The organism is Gordonibacter pamelaeae (genome assembly GCF_003340385.1).
In the GTDB taxonomy this organism is placed as follows: domain Bacteria; phylum Actinomycetota; class Coriobacteriia; order Coriobacteriales; family Eggerthellaceae; genus Gordonibacter; species Gordonibacter pamelaeae.
The window spans coordinates 519,220-535,611 of the sequence record NZ_PPTS01000002.1; the positions used below are offsets into that span (position 1 = coordinate 519,220).

Consider the following 16,392-nt stretch of genomic DNA (forward strand, 5'->3'; position numbering starts at 1 on the left):
CCTCCTATTCCTGCGAGCTGTGCGGGTCGATGAGCTTGCGAAGGTTCGAGCCCGCCACGTCGAACAAGAGCACGGTGGCGATGAGCGCGAGACCTGGGAACACCGCGAGCCACCACATGCCGGCCGAGAGGTACGCCATCGACTCGCTCAAGATGACACCGGTGGCCGGCTGCTCGGGCGGCAGGCCGAAACCGAGGAACGTGACGGCCGCCTCGTGCAGGATGGCATGGGGAAACAGCAGGATGAGCCCCACTATGAACTGCGGCAGCACATAGGGCACCATGTGCTTCAAGGCAATGCGCAGCGGGCTCTGCCCCAGCTTGCGCGCAACGGCCACGAACGTGGACTCGCGGCATTGCAGGATCTCGGCGCGCACCACGCGGGCCAGGCTCGGCCAATGTGTCACCGCCACGCCGATGGTGACGCCCCAGAACCCCTTGCCGAGCGCAAACGATATCAGGATGAGCAGCACGATGTGCGGGATGCCCATCATGAGGTCGATGAGCCAGGTGACCACGACATCGGCCTTCTTGCCGCCGAGCGCCGCCACCGCGCCCAGCACGAGCGCGATGACCGAGGACGCGCCTGCGGCCAGAAGGCCCACCAGCACGCTCGTGGACAGGCCCGCCAGCGTGCGCAGCAGCATGTCGCGCCCCATCCAGTCGGTGCCGAAGGGGTGCGCCAGGCTGGGCGCGAGGTTCTTCTGGGCGAAGTCCGTGGCCGTCGCGGCGTCGGCGGCCAGAAAGCCCGCCGCCACCACGGCGGCCAGCGCGGCGACCGCCAGCACGAAAGCCGCCAGCGTGAGCTTCCTGTTCCCCCACCGAGCCGCGCGAGAAGCGTGGAGCACCGGGGCCGCAGCCACCTTGAAGCCGGCGGCCTCGCAGGTTTCCTTTCCGCTACGCATGAGCCTTCGCCCCCTTGCGCATGCGAGGATCCACCACGCCGTACAGCACGTTGGCTATGAGGTTGCCGCCGAACACGAACGCCGCCGAGAACAGCGCGATGCCCGCGAGCAGCGCCACGTCGCCGCCCAAGCCCGCCGTGACGGCCGCCTGCCCGAGGCCCGGGTACGAGAACACCTGCTCCACGAGCACCGACCCGCCGAAAATCTCCGAGATGGACGCGAATTGCAGCGTGAGCGCGGGCAGCGCGAGGTTGCGCAGCCCGTGGTGGCGCAGGGCGCCCCAGGTGGACAGCCCGCGCGTGCGGGCGAACCGCACGTAGTCGCTCTCCAGCACGTCGATGGTCTTCTCGCGCGTGTGCAGCGCGATGTTCGCCACGCCTACCACCGAGAGCGTGAGCGCGGGCAGAGCCAGGTGGTGCAGCGCGTCGGCGAGCGTCACGTCGGCCGCCGACACCCCGATGGGCACCGAGAACCCGAACGGGAACCAGCCCAGCCACACCGAGAACACGATGAGGAACACGAGCCCCAGCCAGAACGTGGGCACGGATGCCAACAGGAAGCAGTAGCCCTTCACGATGCGGTCGATGGGCCGCCCGCGGTTCGCGCCGGCCAGGATGCCCAAGCCGAAGCCCAGCACGCCGCTCACCACCCAGGCCGTGGCCATGAGCGCGAGCGAGTTCACCGCCCGGGTGGCTATGACGTCGGCCACCGGCGCGTTGAACCGCAGCGACGTTCCCAGGTCGCCGTGCAGGAGGTCGCCGAACCAGTTGGCGTAGCGCTCCCACAAGGGCGTGTTCACGCCCCAGTACTCGGCCAGCTGCGCCCGCTTCGCCTCGCTCATGTTGACGTAGGCCGCCTGCCCCACGTTCGCCTGGACGGGGTCGATGGGAGACACGCTCACCAGCACGAACGTCACCAAGCTCACGGCAACCATGAGCAGGATGAACTTCGCTATGTTGCGGATGACGAATCGGAACATGGGGATACTATAACCTCACTTGTCCGGCAATGTCAGCGAGAGGCGCCGAGGTGCCCCGAATCGCCCCGTTTCGCGGCCGAGCGTGCTTTCGCACGTGAGGGCAAGCGAAAAAGGGGCGAGGCGGGGTGTATCGGCGCCTCGCAGCGTCGGCCGGTTCCGGCTGCCGTCAGGCAGACGGAACCTTACGCCCACGACCACTGGTCGACGTTGTTCACGAGCGACCAGCCGTGGCCGTGCGGATGCGGCTTCTGCTCGGCAACCTTCAGGTTCTCCTTCGCAAAGTACAGATGGTCGATGTTCGCGAACCACACCCAGGGCGCGTCGCCCTGCGGCGCGATGCCGGTCGTGCCGTCCCACTGGGCCTTCTTCCACAAGTCGAACGAGTCCTCCACCTTGGGGCAGGCCAGCGCCTCGTCCAGGTACGCGTCGGTGGCGGCGTTCTCGTAGCAGGCGTAGTTGCCCGTGCCCTTGGAGTAGAACAGGTTGTACGTCTCGATGGGGGCGTTGGTGCCCCAACCCCACACCACCGGATCGGTGAACTGGTGCGGGTAGAGGTCGTCCCAGCTCACGCCCTTTATGGCGAACTCAAGCCCCAGTTCCTTCATCTGGTTGGAGAACTCCTCGGCGATACCCTGGCGCACGGTGTCGCCGGCCGAGTAGTACAGGTTCATCGAGGCGCGCACGCCGTCCTTCTCGCGGATGCCGTCGGCGCCCGGCGCCCAGCCGGCATCGTCGAGCAGCTTCTTCGCCCGCTCCACGTCGGTCGTGCACTTCATGTCGGGCGAGGACCACGGCATGCCGTCGCCCACGCTGTAGGCCACGGTGCCGAAGCCGTTCATCACGTTGTCGATCATACGCTCGCGGTCCACGCCGTAGTTGATGGCCTGGCGCACGGCCACATCGCACGTCACGTCGTTGCCAGCGGCCGCCTCGCCCTTCTCGTCGGTCTTCTTCGCACCGGCGGAGATGGTGGGCAGCGAGATGCCGCGCGAGTCCACCGACGCGCAGTTCAGCAGGTCGTAGCCGGCCGGCTGCTGCGCGGCGAACGTCGCGGAGGTGTAGGCCACGTCAACCTGGCCGGACTGCGCCGCGGCGAGCGAGGCGTCCTCCTCCATGAACACGGCCACCACGCGCTCGATCTTCGGCGCCTCCCCGTAGTAGTCGGGGTTGGCCTTGAGGATGACCTGCTGGCCCTTGTCCCACTGCTCAAGCATATAGCGGCCGCTGCCGACGGGGTTGGCGCCGTAGCCCTCGCCGTAGGCGTGCTCGGGCACGATGCCCACCACGGCCAGCGTGTAGAGCAGCGCGTTGAACGGCTTCTCCATGTGGATGACCACGGTGGCGTCGTCTTCCGCCACGGCTTCCCTCACCATGGACATATCGCACTCGGAAGCCTCGGAGTTCAGGATGCCGTTGATGGTGAAGGCCACGTCGCGCGCCGTGAGCGGCGTGCCATCGGTGAACTTCACATCGTCGCGGATCTTGAACGTCCAGGTCATGCCGTCTTCGGAGGCCTCGTAGGACGTGGCAAGGTCGTTCTTGAAGCTAAGGTCGGTGTCCGTGGTGATGAGCGTCGACTGAATGAGCGGCTCGTGCACGTGCTCGCCGCAGCCCCAGGACACCAGCGGGTCGAAGCCCGCCGCCGGCTCGGAGCCGACGGTCATGGACACGATCACCTGCGAGGGGGCCGCCACGTCCGCGCCCGTCGCATCTGCGCCTGCCGCCGGCTTCTCATCGCCGCCGCCCGCGCAGCCCGCCAAGATCCCGCCCAGCGAAAGCGTGGCTGCCGTAGCCCCCGTCAGCTTCGCGAAGTCGCGCCGTGTGAGTGTTGCCATGCGAATCCTCCCACCCGCTGCGGCGGCTCCCTCGCGGTCCGGCGCAGCACCTCAAAGTGTGTTACGAATTTGAACTGTGTAACACACTATAGCAGATAGTCCGCACCGGGGGTGTTACGATTTCCATTTCCGTAACTCCTCTAGGCGAGCGGCGTTTCCCAGACCGCAAGCGCGCTCGGAAACCGCCCGCCCCGCCATTCGTCTATCCCTTTCAAAGAGGCTCGCAGGCGGGCTTCTCGTAGCGCTTTCCCCGTGTGCTGCCGTAAGGTTTGAGGTAGCCGTCTTCAACAAGCTCTTTGAGGAGCCGGGCCGTCTTGTATTCGGAAAAACCGGTTTTCCCGGCCACCTCCTTCTTCGAGGCGGCGACTACTCCGGCACCTCGCCGGTTTCCAGGATGCGCAGGAGGGCGGCCTCGTCGAGTACGGGCACGCCGAGGGTCACGGCCTTGTCGTACTTGGAGCCGGCGGCCTCGCCGGCCACGACGTAGCTCGTCTTCTTCGACACGCTGCCGCTCACCTTCGCACCGCGCGCTTTGAGCGCCGCGCCCGCCTCGTCGCGGGTCATGCCGCTTTCCACGAGGGAGCCGGTCAGGACGAACGTCAACCCCTCGAGCGTCTGGGGCAGCTGCTCGTCGGGGTCGGCCGCCTCGTCGGCCATCGCCACGCCGCGCTTGCGCAGGCGCTCGATGACGGCCGCGTTGTCGGGCGTGCGCAGGAACAGGTACACGCTGCGCGCGATCTTCGGGCCCACGCCGTCGAGGGCGGCAAGGTCCTCTTCCGACGCCTCCATGAGCGCCTCGATGGACGGGTACGCCGCCGCCAGCAGCTCGGCGATGGTCTTGCCCACGTGGCGGATGCCCAGCCCGAAGAGCGCGCGGGAGAACGGCCTCGCGCGGCTGCCGTCGATAGCGGCCACGAGCTTCTTCGCCACGGTGGACCCGAGGCGGATGGGCTCGCCGTCCTTGTTCACGCGGCCCATGTCGAGCAGCGCGAGCTCCACCTCGTCGAGCGTGTAGTAGTCGGCCACGTCGGTCAAACGACCGCTCTCCACGAGGCGCGACACGATCTCCTCGCCCATGCCGTCGATGTCCATGGCGCCGCGGCTGGCCCAGTGCAGCAGCCGCTCCAGCGCCTGCGCCGGGCAGTCGATGGAGATGCAGCGGAAGTCCACCTCGCCCTCCTCGCGGATGACGGGGCTGCCGCAGCTCGGGCACGTTGCCGGCATGCGCCACACCGCGGCGTCGGCCGGACGCAGCGCCAGCACCGGCCCCAGCACCTCGGGGATGACGTCGCCCGCCTTGCGCACGATGACGGTGTCGCCCACGCGCACGTCCTTGCGCTGCACCTCGTCCTCGTTGTGAAGCGTCGCGCGCGCCACGGTCGAGCCCGCCACCACGACCGGCTCCATCTCGGCCACGGGCGTGAGCTTGCCGGTGCGCCCCACCTGCACGGTGATGTCGTGCAGGAGCGTGGTCTTCTCCTCGGGAGGGAACTTGAAGGCGACGGCCCAGCGCGGCGCGCGGGCCGTGTAGCCCATCGACTCCTGCTGGGCGAACGCGTTCACCTTCACCACCACGCCGTCGATCTCGTAGGGCAGAGCCTCGCGGCGTTCGATGGCGCGCTCGCAGAACGCGTGCACCGCCTCGCGCGTCTCGCACAGCTCGACGTCGGGGTTCACGTGGAAGCCCGCCTCGCGCAGCCACGCCAGCAGCTCCCACTGGCCCTCGACGGCCAGCGCACGCTCGTCGGCCACCGCGTATATAAAGGTGGAGAGGTCGCGGTTCGCCGTGATGGCGGGGTCCTTCTGGCGGAGGCTCCCCGCCGCGGCGTTGCGCGGGTTCGCGAACGCCTGCTTGCCGTTCGCCACGGCGGCCGCGTTGAGCGCGTCGAAGCTGCTCTTGGGCATGTACACCTCGCCGCGCAGCTCAACCGGTGCGGCTGCGTCGCGCAGGCCTCCCAGCGCCGCCTCGCGCAGGCGCAGCGGCACGTCCTTCACCGTGCGCATGTTGGCGGTGACGTCCTCGCCCGTGGTGCCATCGCCGCGCGTCGCCGCGCGCACGAGGCGCCCGTCCTCGTACGTCAAGGCGATGGACGAGCCGTCGATCTTGAGCTCGCACACCACCGGCACCATGCGGCCGAACGCCTCCGTCACGCGCTCGATCCACGCGTCCAGCTCCTCCAGGTCCATGGCGTTGTCGAGCGAGTACATGCGCCGCGCATGCCGCACAGGGGCGAACTGCTCGCCCACGTAGCCGCCGACGCGCTGCGTGGGGCTCGACGGGTCCACGAGCTCGGGGTGGGCCGCCTCCAGCTCGCGCAGCTCGCGCATGAGCGAGTCGAACGCGCCGTCGGATATCTCGGGCGCGTCCTGGGCATAGTACAGGTAGGTGTGGTGCTCGATCTCGCGGCGCAGCGCCTCGATGCGCGCCGCCGGATCGCTCGTCGCCTCGGCGAGCGCCCGCTCGTCCAGGAGGTTCTGCTGTTCGTCTGCCATGTTCTCCACCGCCGTCTTGACTTCCTCCATCGGGAAGAAGGCCCCGAACGCATTCGGGGCCTTCGCCATTTCATCGAGATTCTACCACGAGTAGCGGCGGGCAGCGCACCCGCCCCATGGTTTCATCAGAGGTTGCGGCAACGCCCGCGCCCCGGCTACGCCAGCATGGCCTTGTTCGCGTTCCAACCGTAGAATACGAGCGACACGCCGCGCATGAGTATGAACACCGAGAGGAAGATGCTGAGCGCCGCCGGCCATACGAAGAATGTCAGGCCGCACAAGACGCTGACGATGCCCGAGAACAGCATCCAGCCCCACAGGGGCACGCCGGTCTTCTTGACCGTGAACGAGCCCACGATCTCGAACACGCCGAATATGATGAAGAACGCGCCGATCATCCACGGTATGACGCCGGCCAGCGCCAGCGGGTGGATGAGGAACATGAGACCGATGACGATGTCGAGCACCGCGTAGGCGATGGCCCAGCCGGACAGGTTCATGATCTTGTGGAAGCGCACGTAGTTGATGATGTCGAAGACGCCGGACACGAGGAACGCCGCGCCCGCGATGGCCGTGATGGTGACGAGCGTGAGCCCCGGCGCCACGAGGAAGAAGAAGGCGCACACCACCAGCAGGATGCCCGCTACGATCAAACCCCAGTCATGCTTCTTCGTCGTATCCACGATGCCCTCCTTCAAATCGTTCGGCGCCGCTGCGCCTTATTTCTCATCATATAATTGTAGCGAATGGAGAAAGCAAGCTGAGCAGGCTGGTCAACCGTTTCCGCACCGTAACGGTCCGAATTCGCACGGCAACGGTCTGCCGAGCATTCGCGCCTTTCGGCGATACGCGGTAGAATGCGGGGAGGGTACCTTCGACGGACAAGGCGGTGCGCCCATGCAGGACGTTCGGGAATACGGCAACGACGAGCTGGTGGCCCTGGTGCCCCTGCCGGCCGACGACGCGAACAAGTACACGCGCGGCACGCTCACCGCCGTCGTGGGCAGCGAGCGCTACCCCGGCGCGGCATGCCTGGCAGCCTACGCGAGCCAGCGCATGGGCGCCGGCTACACGCAGGTGTTCACCCATCCGGCAGCCGTCCCTCTCGTGCAGGGCTTCCGCCCCTCCCTTGTGGCCGGCCCGCGCTCGGCCCTCCCGACGAAGCTCTCCCCCTCGCTGCCGGGCAAGCCGCACGCCTACCTGGTGGGCTGCGGGTTCGACGCGGACGACGGCGCATCCTCCAAGCTCGTGCACTTCGTGTTGAAGCATGCCGAGGCGCCCGTGCTGGTGGACGGCAGCGGCCTGGACGCCCTTGTACCGGAGAAGGGGCGCCGCCTGCTGAAGCGGCGCTTCCTGAACGGCCACGCCACCGTGGTCACGCCGCATGCCGGCGAGGCGGCGCGGCTCGCGCGCGCATTCGACCTGCCCACGGGCGACCCCTACGCGCTGGCACGGTCGCTCTCGCTCGCCTTTGGCGTGGTGGCGGTGGTGAAGGGGCCGGTCACCTTCATATCCGACGGCGAGGAGACCGTGCGCATGGCGCACGGCACGCCGGCGCTCGCGAAGGCGGGCACGGGCGACGTGCTGGCGGGGATGATCGCGGCGCTGCTGGCCCAGGGGATGGACGCGCTCGAGGCGTCCGTGCTGGGAGCCGAGCTGCATGCGCGGGCGGGGCTCGCCGCAGCCGCGCGCTGGTCGGCCATCGCCGTGTGCGCGGAGGACGTCGTGGAGTGCCTGCCCGCCGCCCTCGCGGAACTCGTGGGCGCCGAGGGCACGCTGCGGTAGGCCGTGCGCGCTCCGCGTCGCGCGGCCTACCAGTGGCAGACCACCACGTCGCCCGTGGCGATGAGGTCGTACAACGCGGTGGCCTTGTCCACCGGCAGGTTGACGCAGCCGTGGCTGCCGAAGCCGGACGCGTACCGCGCGTCGCCGAACGCGGGCTGCCAGTCAGCGTCGTGCAGGCCGATGTAGTTCCCCACGAACGGCATCCACGTCCTCACCTCCGTCTGGTATTCCGGCTTGCCCGTCTCGGGCTCCATCTGGCCGATCAGCTTCGACGGGCTCTCCTTGCCGTTGATGACGTAAACACCCTCGGGCGTGTCGTGCTCGCCGTCCGGCGTGCCCGACACGATGTCGGACTCCCACGCCAGGCTGCCGTCGTCGCCGTAGAAGCGCGCATGCTGCTCGGCAAGGTCGATGTCGAGGTAGCGCTTGCCCCAGTCGCGCCCGTGCAGGCCGTCGTAGGCGCCGGCCTCCTGCTCGCAGGGGATGGCGACATCGCCTGTCTGGGCGGACCGCACGCCGTCCATCACGGTTTTCTGCAGCTGGTCCTTGTCGACGATCCAGCCGTACACGCCGCCCGACACGGTGACCTCCTTGCCGTCGGCGCGCGTGAACGTGCGCCGCGCCTGGTAGGTGTTGCACGCCGAGGCGATGTCCTGCACCCACGCCGCCACCAGGCCCTCGTCCACGCCCACGGTCACGTTGTCGCCCAAGCGCATCCAGTCGGCTATCTGGTCGGCGTTCACGCGCGCGACGGCCGTGTCGGCCAGCTTCAGGTTGAAATCGGCTTTGAGCAGCGCGTTCGCGTCGTCGGCGGCTTTCGCCAGGCGCGTGTCGTCAGAGAAGAGCGTCGGCTGCTGCAACGCGTCCTCGCCGAGCGTCGCGGAGGGCGCGAGGGAGGCGACGGCCGCGCTCACGGACGCGAGCACCCGGTCGGCATCGAGAGCCGTGCCCGCCGTCTCGGTGCGCACCACGAACGTCGAGCTGCCCGCGTCGTAGTCGAGCCCGGCGTTGCGCGGCGGCACGGCCCCCTCGTTGAACGCGTCGACGGCGGTGCGCACGGCCTGATCCAGCTTTCCGTTCGAGGTGGCCAGCCGGTCGGTCTCGTCGCGCGAGCCGAACACCTCCACCGGCCAGGCCCAGGGGTTCGCGTCGGCGTGCATGGCATCCGTCACGCCTTGGACGTTGATGCCGGTGCCCATGTCCGCGGACGTGAGCTTGAGCGAGAACCCCTGCCCCGACACGTCGAGCGTGTAGCTCTTCGCGATGTCGGCCAGCAGGTCCTGCACCTCGGCGGACGTCTTGAACGACACGTCCTCGCCCATGACCGTGGTGCGGGGCATGAAGCGGTCCATGAACGTGAACGCGCCCGCCAGGTAGACCACGGCAAGCACGGCCGCCGCCGCGCAGCCGGCGACGAGGGCCGTCTTGCGGCCGTTCCCCGGCCGCCGCGGAGCGGAGCCGGAACGCGGGGCGGACGCGGGGCGGAAACCGCGCGACGGCCCCTCGCCCTCCCCTCCGTTGCCTGCGCGCCTGCCTTGCGAACCGTTTCCTGGCGCCATACGCTCACCTCTTCGCCTCTCCGCCGCTCTCCCGTGCCTTGATCCAACATAAGGGGTTCGTCGCACAAGTTCAATGCATCCCCCTGGTAAAACGGGGAAGCGGGTGGCCCGGTGCACCGTTCGGCAGTCGCCCGCCCGTCCGCCGGGCCCCTGCCGGGGCTCCTGCGGCGACGTCCTACCGGACAGGCGTGCCAGGAGCCGCACCCGCTGCCGTGGCTGGCGGGGCGTCCAGCTCGTCGAGCATGCTGCGCGCCTCCTTGAATTGGCGCGAGAGCTCCTCCATGGGGTCGACGCGCTTCTCGGCGGCGCGCAGCGAGTCCTCAGTGATGGCCATGGCGCAGGCCACGGCGTCGGTGTGCGTGAACGACAGCGACAACGGGAGCTCCCGCACGCCCTGCTCGGCCGCGACCTCCTTCGCGCGGCCGGACAGCACCACGTAGGGCCGCCCCTTGGCGTTGCGGCGCACCTCGATGTCGCGCACGCCGATGCCGCGCGTGAAGCCGGTGCCGAGCGCCTTCACCACGGCCTCCTTCGCCGCGAAGCGCGTGGCGTAGTGCACCTCCGGGTTCGCCGCGGCGTCGCAGTAGGCGCGCTCCTCCTCCGAGAACACGCGCTCGCGGAAGCTCGGCGTGCGCTCGAGGATGCGCCTCACCCGCGCGATCTCCACGATGTCCACCCCCAGCCCCACCTGGCCCTCGGCCACGGGAAACGCCTCGTCCAACTCAGTATCGCCCACAGGTGATTCCTCTCTCTTCCCTCCTCGCCGCAGCCTGGCTTAGGCTCCCGGCTCCCAAAGCCGCCGCGCACCCGCAGGCCGTCACTCGACGGTAACCGATTTCGCCAGGTTGCGGGGCTGGTCAACGTCGCAGCCGCGGGCGACGGCGATGGCGCGCGCGAACAGCTGCAGCGGCACGCTGGCCGTGATGGCCGAGAGCGCGTCGCGCACCTTCGGGATGTAGATGACGTGGTCGGCATGCTGCCGTATGTCCTCGTCGCCCTCGGTCGCCACGGCCACCACCATGGCGCCGCGCGCCTTGCTCTCCTGAAGGTTCGACACCAGCTTGTCGTACACGGGGCTCTGCGTGGCGATGGCGATGACGGGGAAGCCCTCGTCCAGAAGCGCGATGGGTCCGTGCTTCATCTCGCCGGCCGGGTAGGCCTCGGCGTGCAGGTAGCTGATCTCCTTGAGCTTGAGCGCGCCCTCGCGGCTCACGGCCGCGCCCATGCCGCGGCCGATGAACAGCGCGCTGGCCGCGTCCTTGCAGGCGAGGGCCGCCTCGTCGATTGCGGCGGTATCGGACAGGATGTCCTCCACCTGCTCGGCCGTGTCCGCCAGCTCGCCGAACAGCAGGCGCACCTGGTTCGTGGTGAGCTTGCTGTTCGACTGCGCCAGCAGCAGGGCCAGCAGCGTGAGCGACACCACCTGGCCCAAGAACGACTTCGTGGACGCCACGGCGATCTCCTTGTTGGCCTTCGTGTAGATCACGCCGTCGCTCTCGCGCGCCACAGGGCTTCCCACCACGTTCGTGATGCCGAACACCTTCGCGCCCTTCACGCGTGCGTCGCGGATGGCGGCCAGCGTGTCGGCCGTCTCGCCCGACTGCGACACGGCCACCACCAGCGTGGACGGCGTGATGATGGGGTTGCGGTAGCGGAACTCGCTGGCCACCTCCACCTCGCAGGGGATGCGCGCCCAGCCCTCCACCAGGTTCTTGGCAATGAGGCCGGCATGGTACGACGTGCCGCACGCGATGACGTACACGCGGTCGATGAGGTTGAGCTCCTCGGCCGAGAGGTCCAGCTCGTCTATGGCCAAATGGCCGTCCACCAGGCGCCCGGCCAGCGTGTCGCGGATGACGCGGGGCTGCTCGTGGATCTCCTTCATCATGAAGTCGGGGTAGCCGCCCTTCTCGGCCACGTCGACGTCCCAATCAACGTGCGTGACCTTCGGGTCGTAGACCTCCTCCCCGGACGCGCCGAAGTAGCGGATGCCGGCCGGCGTGAGCTTCGCGGCCTCGCCGTCGCCCAGCACCACCACGTCGCGGGTGGCGTCGATGAGCGCGATCATGTCCGATGCAACGTAGGCGCCGTCCGCGCCCTGCCCCACCACCAGCGGGGAGTCCTTGCGCATGGCCACGATCGTGCCCGGCTCGGCATCGCAGGCCACGGCCAGCGCATAGGCGCCGATGAGCCGCGAGGCCGCCTCGCGCACGGCCTGCAGCAGGTCGCCCGCGTACGCCTCCTCCACCAGGTGCGCCACCACCTCGGTGTCGGTCTCGCTCGTGAGCTCGTGGCCCCGGGCGGCCAGCTCGTCGCGCAGTTCGGCGAAGTTCTCGATGATGCCGTTGTGGACGACGGCGATATGGCCGCCGCAGGATGTGTGCGGGTGCGCGTTGCGCTCGCTGGGGCGGCCGTGCGTGGCCCAGCGCGTGTGGCCGATGCCGCACGTGCCCGCTAAACCGAGGCTGCCCACCGTCTCGGCGAGCCCGCTCACCTTGCCCTTGCGGTGCACGACCGCGAGCCTCCCATCCTGCTCGACGGCAATGCCGGCCGAGTCGTAGCCGCGGTACTCGAGCCGCCGCAGGCCTTCGATGAGAATGTCCCGAGCGGGGCGTGTTCCGGTGTAGCCGACGATTCCGCACATAGGCGCGCTCCTTCCCTGCTGCCTTCGCCGCGTCGCGCGGCGCAGGCGAACCGGAGCGACCGGGAGGGGATGAATTCCGCCAAGATTTTACGGCAACGGCCCCGATCGTGCGTTCGCATATCGGACGAAGCCGCAAATCTGCTCAATAAACGCATCTTTGCCAAAGCGCTGGCGGCTGGAGCGGAATGCCTCGAGCACGGTGCAGGGCCGCTGCCGGCGCTCAACCGGCGAATCGCAGCGCCCCCCTTCTGGCGGTTCGGTCGAGCGGGCATCGCACAAGCGCGATCTCGGGTATACTTCCAGCGAACGCACGCAGAGGCAGGAAGGAACCGCCATGAAAGCCAAGATGATCCATTGCTGCATCCACGTCCTCGACTTGGACGCGTCGCTCGCCTTCTACGAGCGTGCGCTGGGCCTGACGGTGCAGCGGCGCATGGGACCCGAGGACGGGTCGTGGGAGAACGTGTTCGTCGGCAACGGCGAGACCGACTTCCAAGTGGAGCTCACCTGGAACCGCGGGCGCACCGAGCCCTACGTCAACGGCGGTCGCGACACGCACCTGGCCTTCGAGGTGGACGACATCGACGCCGCGCGCGCCTTGCACGAGGAGATGGGCTGCGTGTGCTTCGTGAACGAGCGCATGGGCATCTACTTCATCGAGGATCCCGACGGCTGCTGGCTCGAGATCCTCCCGGCCGATCGCGCGGAGTAGCGCCGCATGGCCGAATTCGCTTCCATCGACGAGCTGGTAGCCGACGATCGCAACGTGCACGTCGAGTGCAGCCGCGAGACGTCCGCCGCCCTGCTGGCGGCCGTGCGCGCGCGTTACCGCACGCAGCGCTGCGCGTTCGTCGTGGAGACCGACCGCGGCTTCGAGCGCGACTCCGTGGCCGCGCACCTGCGCTTCTACGGCAGCATCGCGCGCAGCTCGGTGCATCACGAAGACGCCATCGCGCATTTCAACCTGCGCGGCGTCGCGAAGCGCAAGATGGGAAGCCTCTCCCCCTCGGCGCTCGCGCTCGTGAACCTGGCGCGCGCGAGCCTCTTCGAGCCCGAGGCGTGCTTCCTCGAGCGCCCGTTGTCCGACCTCGATGCCGAAGGACGCGCCATCGCGCTCTCCTGGATCGCCGAGCACATGGAGCAGGGCTGCCGCTTCATCACCACGGTCGAGCCGCTGCGCGAGGCGCTGCTCATGCCCGGCGTGGCCTGCTGGCATGAAGAGGGCCGCTTCATCATGGTCGACCAGGACGACGACGGCGACGACGATCGGGAATCCGCCTACGAGGGCGACGAGGTGCGCGTGCTCAAGATCCCCGCGCGCACCGAGACCGCCACGCTGTTGTTCGACCCGCGCGACATCGACTTCGCCGAGAGCATGAACAAGGCCACGTATCTCGTCGTGCGCGGCGAGCGCTATCAGACGCCGCGCACGATGGACGAGCTGGAGGCCGAGCTGTCGCGCGCCGGGTTCTTCCGGTGCCACCGAGCGTTCCTCGTGAACGTGCAGAAGGTGGCGAAGGTGGAGCGCTACACGCGCAACAGCTTCAACCTCACGCTAAACGACGCCGCGCGCACGTCCATCCCGCTGGCGAAGGGACGCGCCGAGGAGATGAGGGAGCGCTACCGATGGTGAACGAGAAGCAGGCCGCCTCTCGCCCGGGCATCTTCGGGACGCTCGTGCGGAAGTTCTTCATGGACGTGGCGAAAAGCCCCGGGCTTTTGGCATGCTGCCTCTTCCCCCCGCTGTTCCTCCTCGTGTTCCGCTTGGTGGTCATCGACCCCGTCGCCCACGAAGACGCCCCTCTGTTCCTGCTCGCGACCGGCTTGCTGTTCTCCACCGGCATGGTGCCCGGCACGACGACCGTCTACCCGATGGCCGAGGCGCGCGAGAAGCGCACGCTGCGCACACTGGAGCTGGCCGGCGTCGGCCGCGCTCAGATGGTCGCCGCGCACGGCGTCGTCAGCACGCTGTGGACCGCGCTCATGGGAGCCGTCTGCTTCCTGGTGTCGGGCGCAGCCTTCGACTGCCTGCTCCCCTTCATGCTGATCACCGTGGCAGCCAGCATTCCCCTCACCGCGCTGTCGCTCGTGCTGGGTCTCGCCTCGCGCAACCAGATGGCGGCGAGCTTCTTCAGCCTGCCCATCATAATCACCGGCATCGCGCCCCTGTTCTTCACATACGCCGAAGCCACGTTCCAGGCGCTGCCCCTCCTGCCCACCGGCGGCGGGTTCGCGCTCGTCTACGCGCTGGCGGAAGGGACGCTGCTCGCCCCCGGCTCTATCCTGCCGGCGGTCGCCCAGCTTATATGGATCGTCGCGAGCCTCGTCGCGCTCGTCGTGGCCGCGCCGCGCATCCCCGGCGACGAGTAGGGTGTGACAAAGGGACGGGGATAATGTCACGCTCCCCGGCGCGATAGAGGCTCGCAAGGCTCCCGGGAGCGTGACATTATCCCCGTCCCCCTGTCACACCCTTCCCCTGCTCCCGTCGTCGCGCCTCATGCTCCTCTCGTCGTGCGGTGCGCTCTCGACGTCGCGTTTCCCTTGATCAGCGCATCGTCTCACGAGAAGATGCTCCCCGTCGGAAACGAAAGGAGCAACCACCCATGAATCCCCTGCTGTCCATGGACGACGTGTCCTTGAGCTTCAAGGCCAAGCGCGTGCTCTGCCACCTCTCCTTCGAGGTGGAGCGCGGCGAGTGCTTCGGCTTCCTGGGCCCGTCGGGCGCGGGCAAGACCACCACCATCAAGCTGCTCACACGCCAGCTGGTGAAGGACTCCGGCCGTATCATGCTGTTCGGGCGCGCCATCGAGCACGCCACGAACAGCGACTACGAGCGCATCGGCATCCTCTCGGACACGAGCGCCCTCTACGAGCGCATGACCATCGAGGAGAACCTGCGCTTCTACGCGAAGGTGCGCGGCGTGACGGGAAACAACATCCCCACGCTGCTCGAGCGCATGAACCTGGCCGACGACCGCAAGACCCTCGTCAAGAACTGCTCGAAGGGCATGCGCCAGCGCTCCGCGCTCATGGCGGCGCTCGTGCACGGCCCCGAGTTGCTGTTTTTGGACGAGCCCACGAGCGGCCTCGACCCCGCCGCGCGCGCCGAGGTGCACAAGATGCTGCACGAGCTCAACGACCACGACACCACCGTGTTCCTCACCACGCACGACATGGCCGAGGCCGAGGACCTGTGCCACCGCGTGGGCATCTTGAACGAGGGCGCGCTCGTCGCCTGCGACGCGCCCGATGCGCTGCGCCTGCGGTTCGCGAGGAACGAGGTGCTCATGCGCCTGGCGAGCGGCCGCATCGTGCGCGCCACGAAGGACGCCGCCGGCGCGCCGGCCGTGGCGGAGGCGCTGGCCTCGGGCACGTGCCTCTCGATCCACTCGGTGGAGCCCGATCTGGAAGAAGTGTTCTTGGAGCTCACGGGAAGGGAGTTTTAGATGGAAGCCACGTTGCGCAAGACCGGGGCGCTGCTCGGCAAGGACCTCAAGGACGTGGTGAAGAACCCCACCATGCTCGTATGCTGCCTTCTGCCCGTCGGGTTCATGCTCTTCTACAAGAACGCCGTGGGCGGAGGCATGGAAGGCGAGGCGGCCGAGGCGTTCTCCTCGATGCTCGTGTCGTGGTCGCTGCTGTTCACCGCCACCATGGTGGCCTCCATGGCCACGCTGAACGCCATCGCCGAGGAGAAGGAGAAGCACACACTGCGCACGCTCATGCTGGCGAACGTGAGCGCCGAGCAGATGCTGGCCTCGCGCGGGCTGGTCACGCTGCTGGCCATCGCCTTGGTGGATGCGGCCTGCTACCTGGTGATCGGGCAGCCGTTGGCCGGCCTGCCGGCGTTCCTCGCCATCGGCGTGGCCGGATCGGTGCCCATCGTGCTGCTGTCGCTTCTGCTGGGGCTGGTGGCGCGCGACCAGATGTCGGCCGGCGTGCTGAGCATGCCCATCCTCGTGGCGGGCATCGCCCCCATGTTCGCCCAGATGGTCGACGGCCTCTCGGACATCGCCCCCTACCTGCCCACCGGCGGCATGAACGAGCTGGGGATGCTTCTGGCACAGGGCGAGCTGTTCTCGTCCGACGCCATCGCGCCCGTTGCCACCACGCTCGCCTGGGTGGCCGTGGCCGCCGTGGCCTTCGCCCTGCTCTACCGGCGCCTGGCGCGCGACAACTAGGAGGCTGCGCCC

At 68.5% G+C, this 16,392-nt stretch carries 15 protein-coding genes; 6 read left to right on the forward strand and 9 right to left on the reverse strand.

The window, feature by feature from the left end:
- Positions 1–4: 4 nt before the first annotated feature.
- The 6 genes from C1877_RS04885 to C1877_RS04905 all read right to left on the reverse strand — a co-directional run bounded on the left by C1877_RS04885 (position 5) and on the right by C1877_RS04905 (position 6,894).
- Positions 5–904, reverse strand: coding sequence for an ABC transporter permease (locus C1877_RS04885; RefSeq protein WP_114568526.1), 900 nt, complete (start codon positions 902–904; stop codon positions 5–7).
- On the reverse strand, positions 897–1,883 hold the full coding sequence (locus C1877_RS04890; protein ID WP_015539974.1) for an ABC transporter permease: 987 nt from the start codon (positions 1,881–1,883) through the stop codon (positions 897–899). The genes C1877_RS04885 and C1877_RS04890 overlap by 8 nt, the downstream gene beginning before the upstream one ends.
- A gap of 182 nt (positions 1,884–2,065) precedes the next feature.
- Positions 2,066–3,718, reverse strand: coding sequence for an ABC transporter substrate-binding protein (locus C1877_RS04895; RefSeq protein ID WP_114568527.1), 1,653 nt, complete (start codon positions 3,716–3,718; stop codon positions 2,066–2,068).
- 211 nt (positions 3,719–3,929) lie between these two features.
- Positions 3,930–4,064 carry a hypothetical protein gene (locus C1877_RS15885; protein WP_261798089.1) on the reverse strand — a complete coding sequence of 45 codons (135 nt, stop codon included), beginning with the start codon at positions 4,062–4,064 and terminating at the stop codon, positions 3,930–3,932.
- Between the two features lie 20 nt (positions 4,065–4,084).
- Positions 4,085–6,211 (reverse strand): NAD-dependent DNA ligase LigA, encoded by a 2,127-nt coding sequence (ligA, locus tag C1877_RS04900; protein ID WP_041240449.1) that lies wholly within the window; start codon positions 6,209–6,211, stop codon positions 4,085–4,087.
- A gap of 155 nt (positions 6,212–6,366) precedes the next feature.
- Positions 6,367–6,894: an HdeD family acid-resistance protein gene (locus C1877_RS04905; RefSeq protein ID WP_041239549.1), complete on the reverse strand. Its 528-nt coding sequence runs from the start codon at positions 6,892–6,894 to the stop codon at positions 6,367–6,369.
- Between the two features lie 214 nt (positions 6,895–7,108).
- Between C1877_RS04905 and C1877_RS04910 the strand changes: the two genes are divergently transcribed.
- On the forward strand, positions 7,109–7,996 hold the full coding sequence (locus tag C1877_RS04910; protein ID WP_114568528.1) for an NAD(P)H-hydrate dehydratase: 888 nt from the start codon (positions 7,109–7,111) through the stop codon (positions 7,994–7,996).
- A 26-nt stretch (positions 7,997–8,022) separates the two neighbouring features.
- Here the strand turns inward: C1877_RS04910 and C1877_RS04915 are convergent, their stop codons facing one another.
- The 3 genes from C1877_RS04915 to glmS form a co-directional block, all read right to left on the reverse strand.
- Positions 8,023–9,555 carry a L,D-transpeptidase family protein gene (locus tag C1877_RS04915; protein WP_114568529.1) on the reverse strand — a complete coding sequence of 511 codons (1,533 nt, stop codon included), beginning with the start codon at positions 9,553–9,555 and terminating at the stop codon, positions 8,023–8,025.
- Between the two features lie 175 nt (positions 9,556–9,730).
- Positions 9,731–10,291 carry a holo-ACP synthase gene (gene acpS, locus C1877_RS04920; RefSeq protein ID WP_083809100.1) on the reverse strand — a complete coding sequence of 187 codons (561 nt, stop codon included), beginning with the start codon at positions 10,289–10,291 and terminating at the stop codon, positions 9,731–9,733.
- Positions 10,292–10,372: 81 nt separating this feature from the next.
- A complete protein-coding gene (glmS, locus tag C1877_RS04925; RefSeq protein ID WP_015539977.1) occupies positions 10,373–12,199 on the reverse strand; it encodes a glutamine--fructose-6-phosphate transaminase (isomerizing) in 1,827 nt (608 codons plus the stop codon).
- 334 nt (positions 12,200–12,533) lie between these two features.
- Between glmS and C1877_RS04930 the strand changes: the two genes are divergently transcribed.
- The 5 genes from C1877_RS04930 (at position 12,534) to C1877_RS04950 (ending at position 16,380) form a co-directional block, all read left to right on the forward strand.
- The gene (locus tag C1877_RS04930; RefSeq protein ID WP_114568530.1) at positions 12,534–12,911 is read left to right on the forward strand and encodes a VOC family protein; all 378 of its coding nucleotides are present in this window, start codon (positions 12,534–12,536) and stop codon (positions 12,909–12,911) included.
- A 6-nt stretch (positions 12,912–12,917) separates the two neighbouring features.
- Positions 12,918–13,832 carry a LytTR family transcriptional regulator DNA-binding domain-containing protein gene (locus tag C1877_RS04935; RefSeq protein ID WP_114568531.1) on the forward strand — a complete coding sequence of 305 codons (915 nt, stop codon included), beginning with the start codon at positions 12,918–12,920 and terminating at the stop codon, positions 13,830–13,832.
- Positions 13,826–14,569, forward strand: a complete 744-nt coding sequence (locus C1877_RS04940; protein ID WP_114568532.1) for an ABC transporter permease — start codon at positions 13,826–13,828, stop codon at positions 14,567–14,569. Before C1877_RS04935 ends, C1877_RS04940 begins: the two co-directional genes overlap by 7 nt.
- A 233-nt stretch (positions 14,570–14,802) precedes the next feature.
- The gene (locus C1877_RS04945) at positions 14,803–15,645 is read left to right on the forward strand and encodes an ABC transporter ATP-binding protein (RefSeq protein ID WP_114568533.1); all 843 of its coding nucleotides are present in this window, start codon (positions 14,803–14,805) and stop codon (positions 15,643–15,645) included.
- Complete coding sequence (locus C1877_RS04950) at positions 15,646–16,380, forward strand: ABC transporter permease (protein WP_015539982.1); 735 nt, start codon at positions 15,646–15,648, stop codon at positions 16,378–16,380.
- Positions 16,381–16,392: the final 12 nt, after the last annotated feature.

Excerpts from the sequence above, each read along its gene's own strand:
- C1877_RS04930 (WP_114568530.1), top strand. The coding sequence starts at position 12,534 with ATGAAAGCCAAGATGATCCATTGCTGCATCCACGTCCTCGACTTGGAC.
- C1877_RS04890 (WP_015539974.1), bottom strand. The coding sequence starts at position 1,883 with ATGTTCCGATTCGTCATCCGCAACATAGCGAAGTTCATCCTGCTCATG.
- C1877_RS04935 (WP_114568531.1), top strand. The coding sequence starts at position 12,918 with ATGGCCGAATTCGCTTCCATCGACGAGCTGGTAGCCGACGATCGCAAC.
- C1877_RS04915 (WP_114568529.1), bottom strand. The coding sequence starts at position 9,555 with ATGGCGCCAGGAAACGGTTCGCAAGGCAGGCGCGCAGGCAACGGAGGG.
- C1877_RS04910 (WP_114568528.1), top strand. The coding sequence starts at position 7,109 with ATGCAGGACGTTCGGGAATACGGCAACGACGAGCTGGTGGCCCTGGTG.
- C1877_RS04950 (WP_015539982.1), top strand. The coding sequence starts at position 15,646 with ATGGAAGCCACGTTGCGCAAGACCGGGGCGCTGCTCGGCAAGGACCTC.
- ligA (WP_041240449.1), bottom strand. The coding sequence starts at position 6,211 with ATGGCAGACGAACAGCAGAACCTCCTGGACGAGCGGGCGCTCGCCGAG.
- C1877_RS04945 (WP_114568533.1), top strand. The coding sequence starts at position 14,803 with ATGAATCCCCTGCTGTCCATGGACGACGTGTCCTTGAGCTTCAAGGCC.
- C1877_RS04940 (WP_114568532.1), top strand. The coding sequence starts at position 13,826 with ATGGTGAACGAGAAGCAGGCCGCCTCTCGCCCGGGCATCTTCGGGACG.
- C1877_RS04885 (WP_114568526.1), bottom strand. The coding sequence starts at position 904 with ATGCGTAGCGGAAAGGAAACCTGCGAGGCCGCCGGCTTCAAGGTGGCT.
- C1877_RS04895 (WP_114568527.1), bottom strand. The coding sequence starts at position 3,718 with ATGGCAACACTCACACGGCGCGACTTCGCGAAGCTGACGGGGGCTACG.
- glmS (WP_015539977.1), bottom strand. The coding sequence starts at position 12,199 with ATGTGCGGAATCGTCGGCTACACCGGAACACGCCCCGCTCGGGACATT.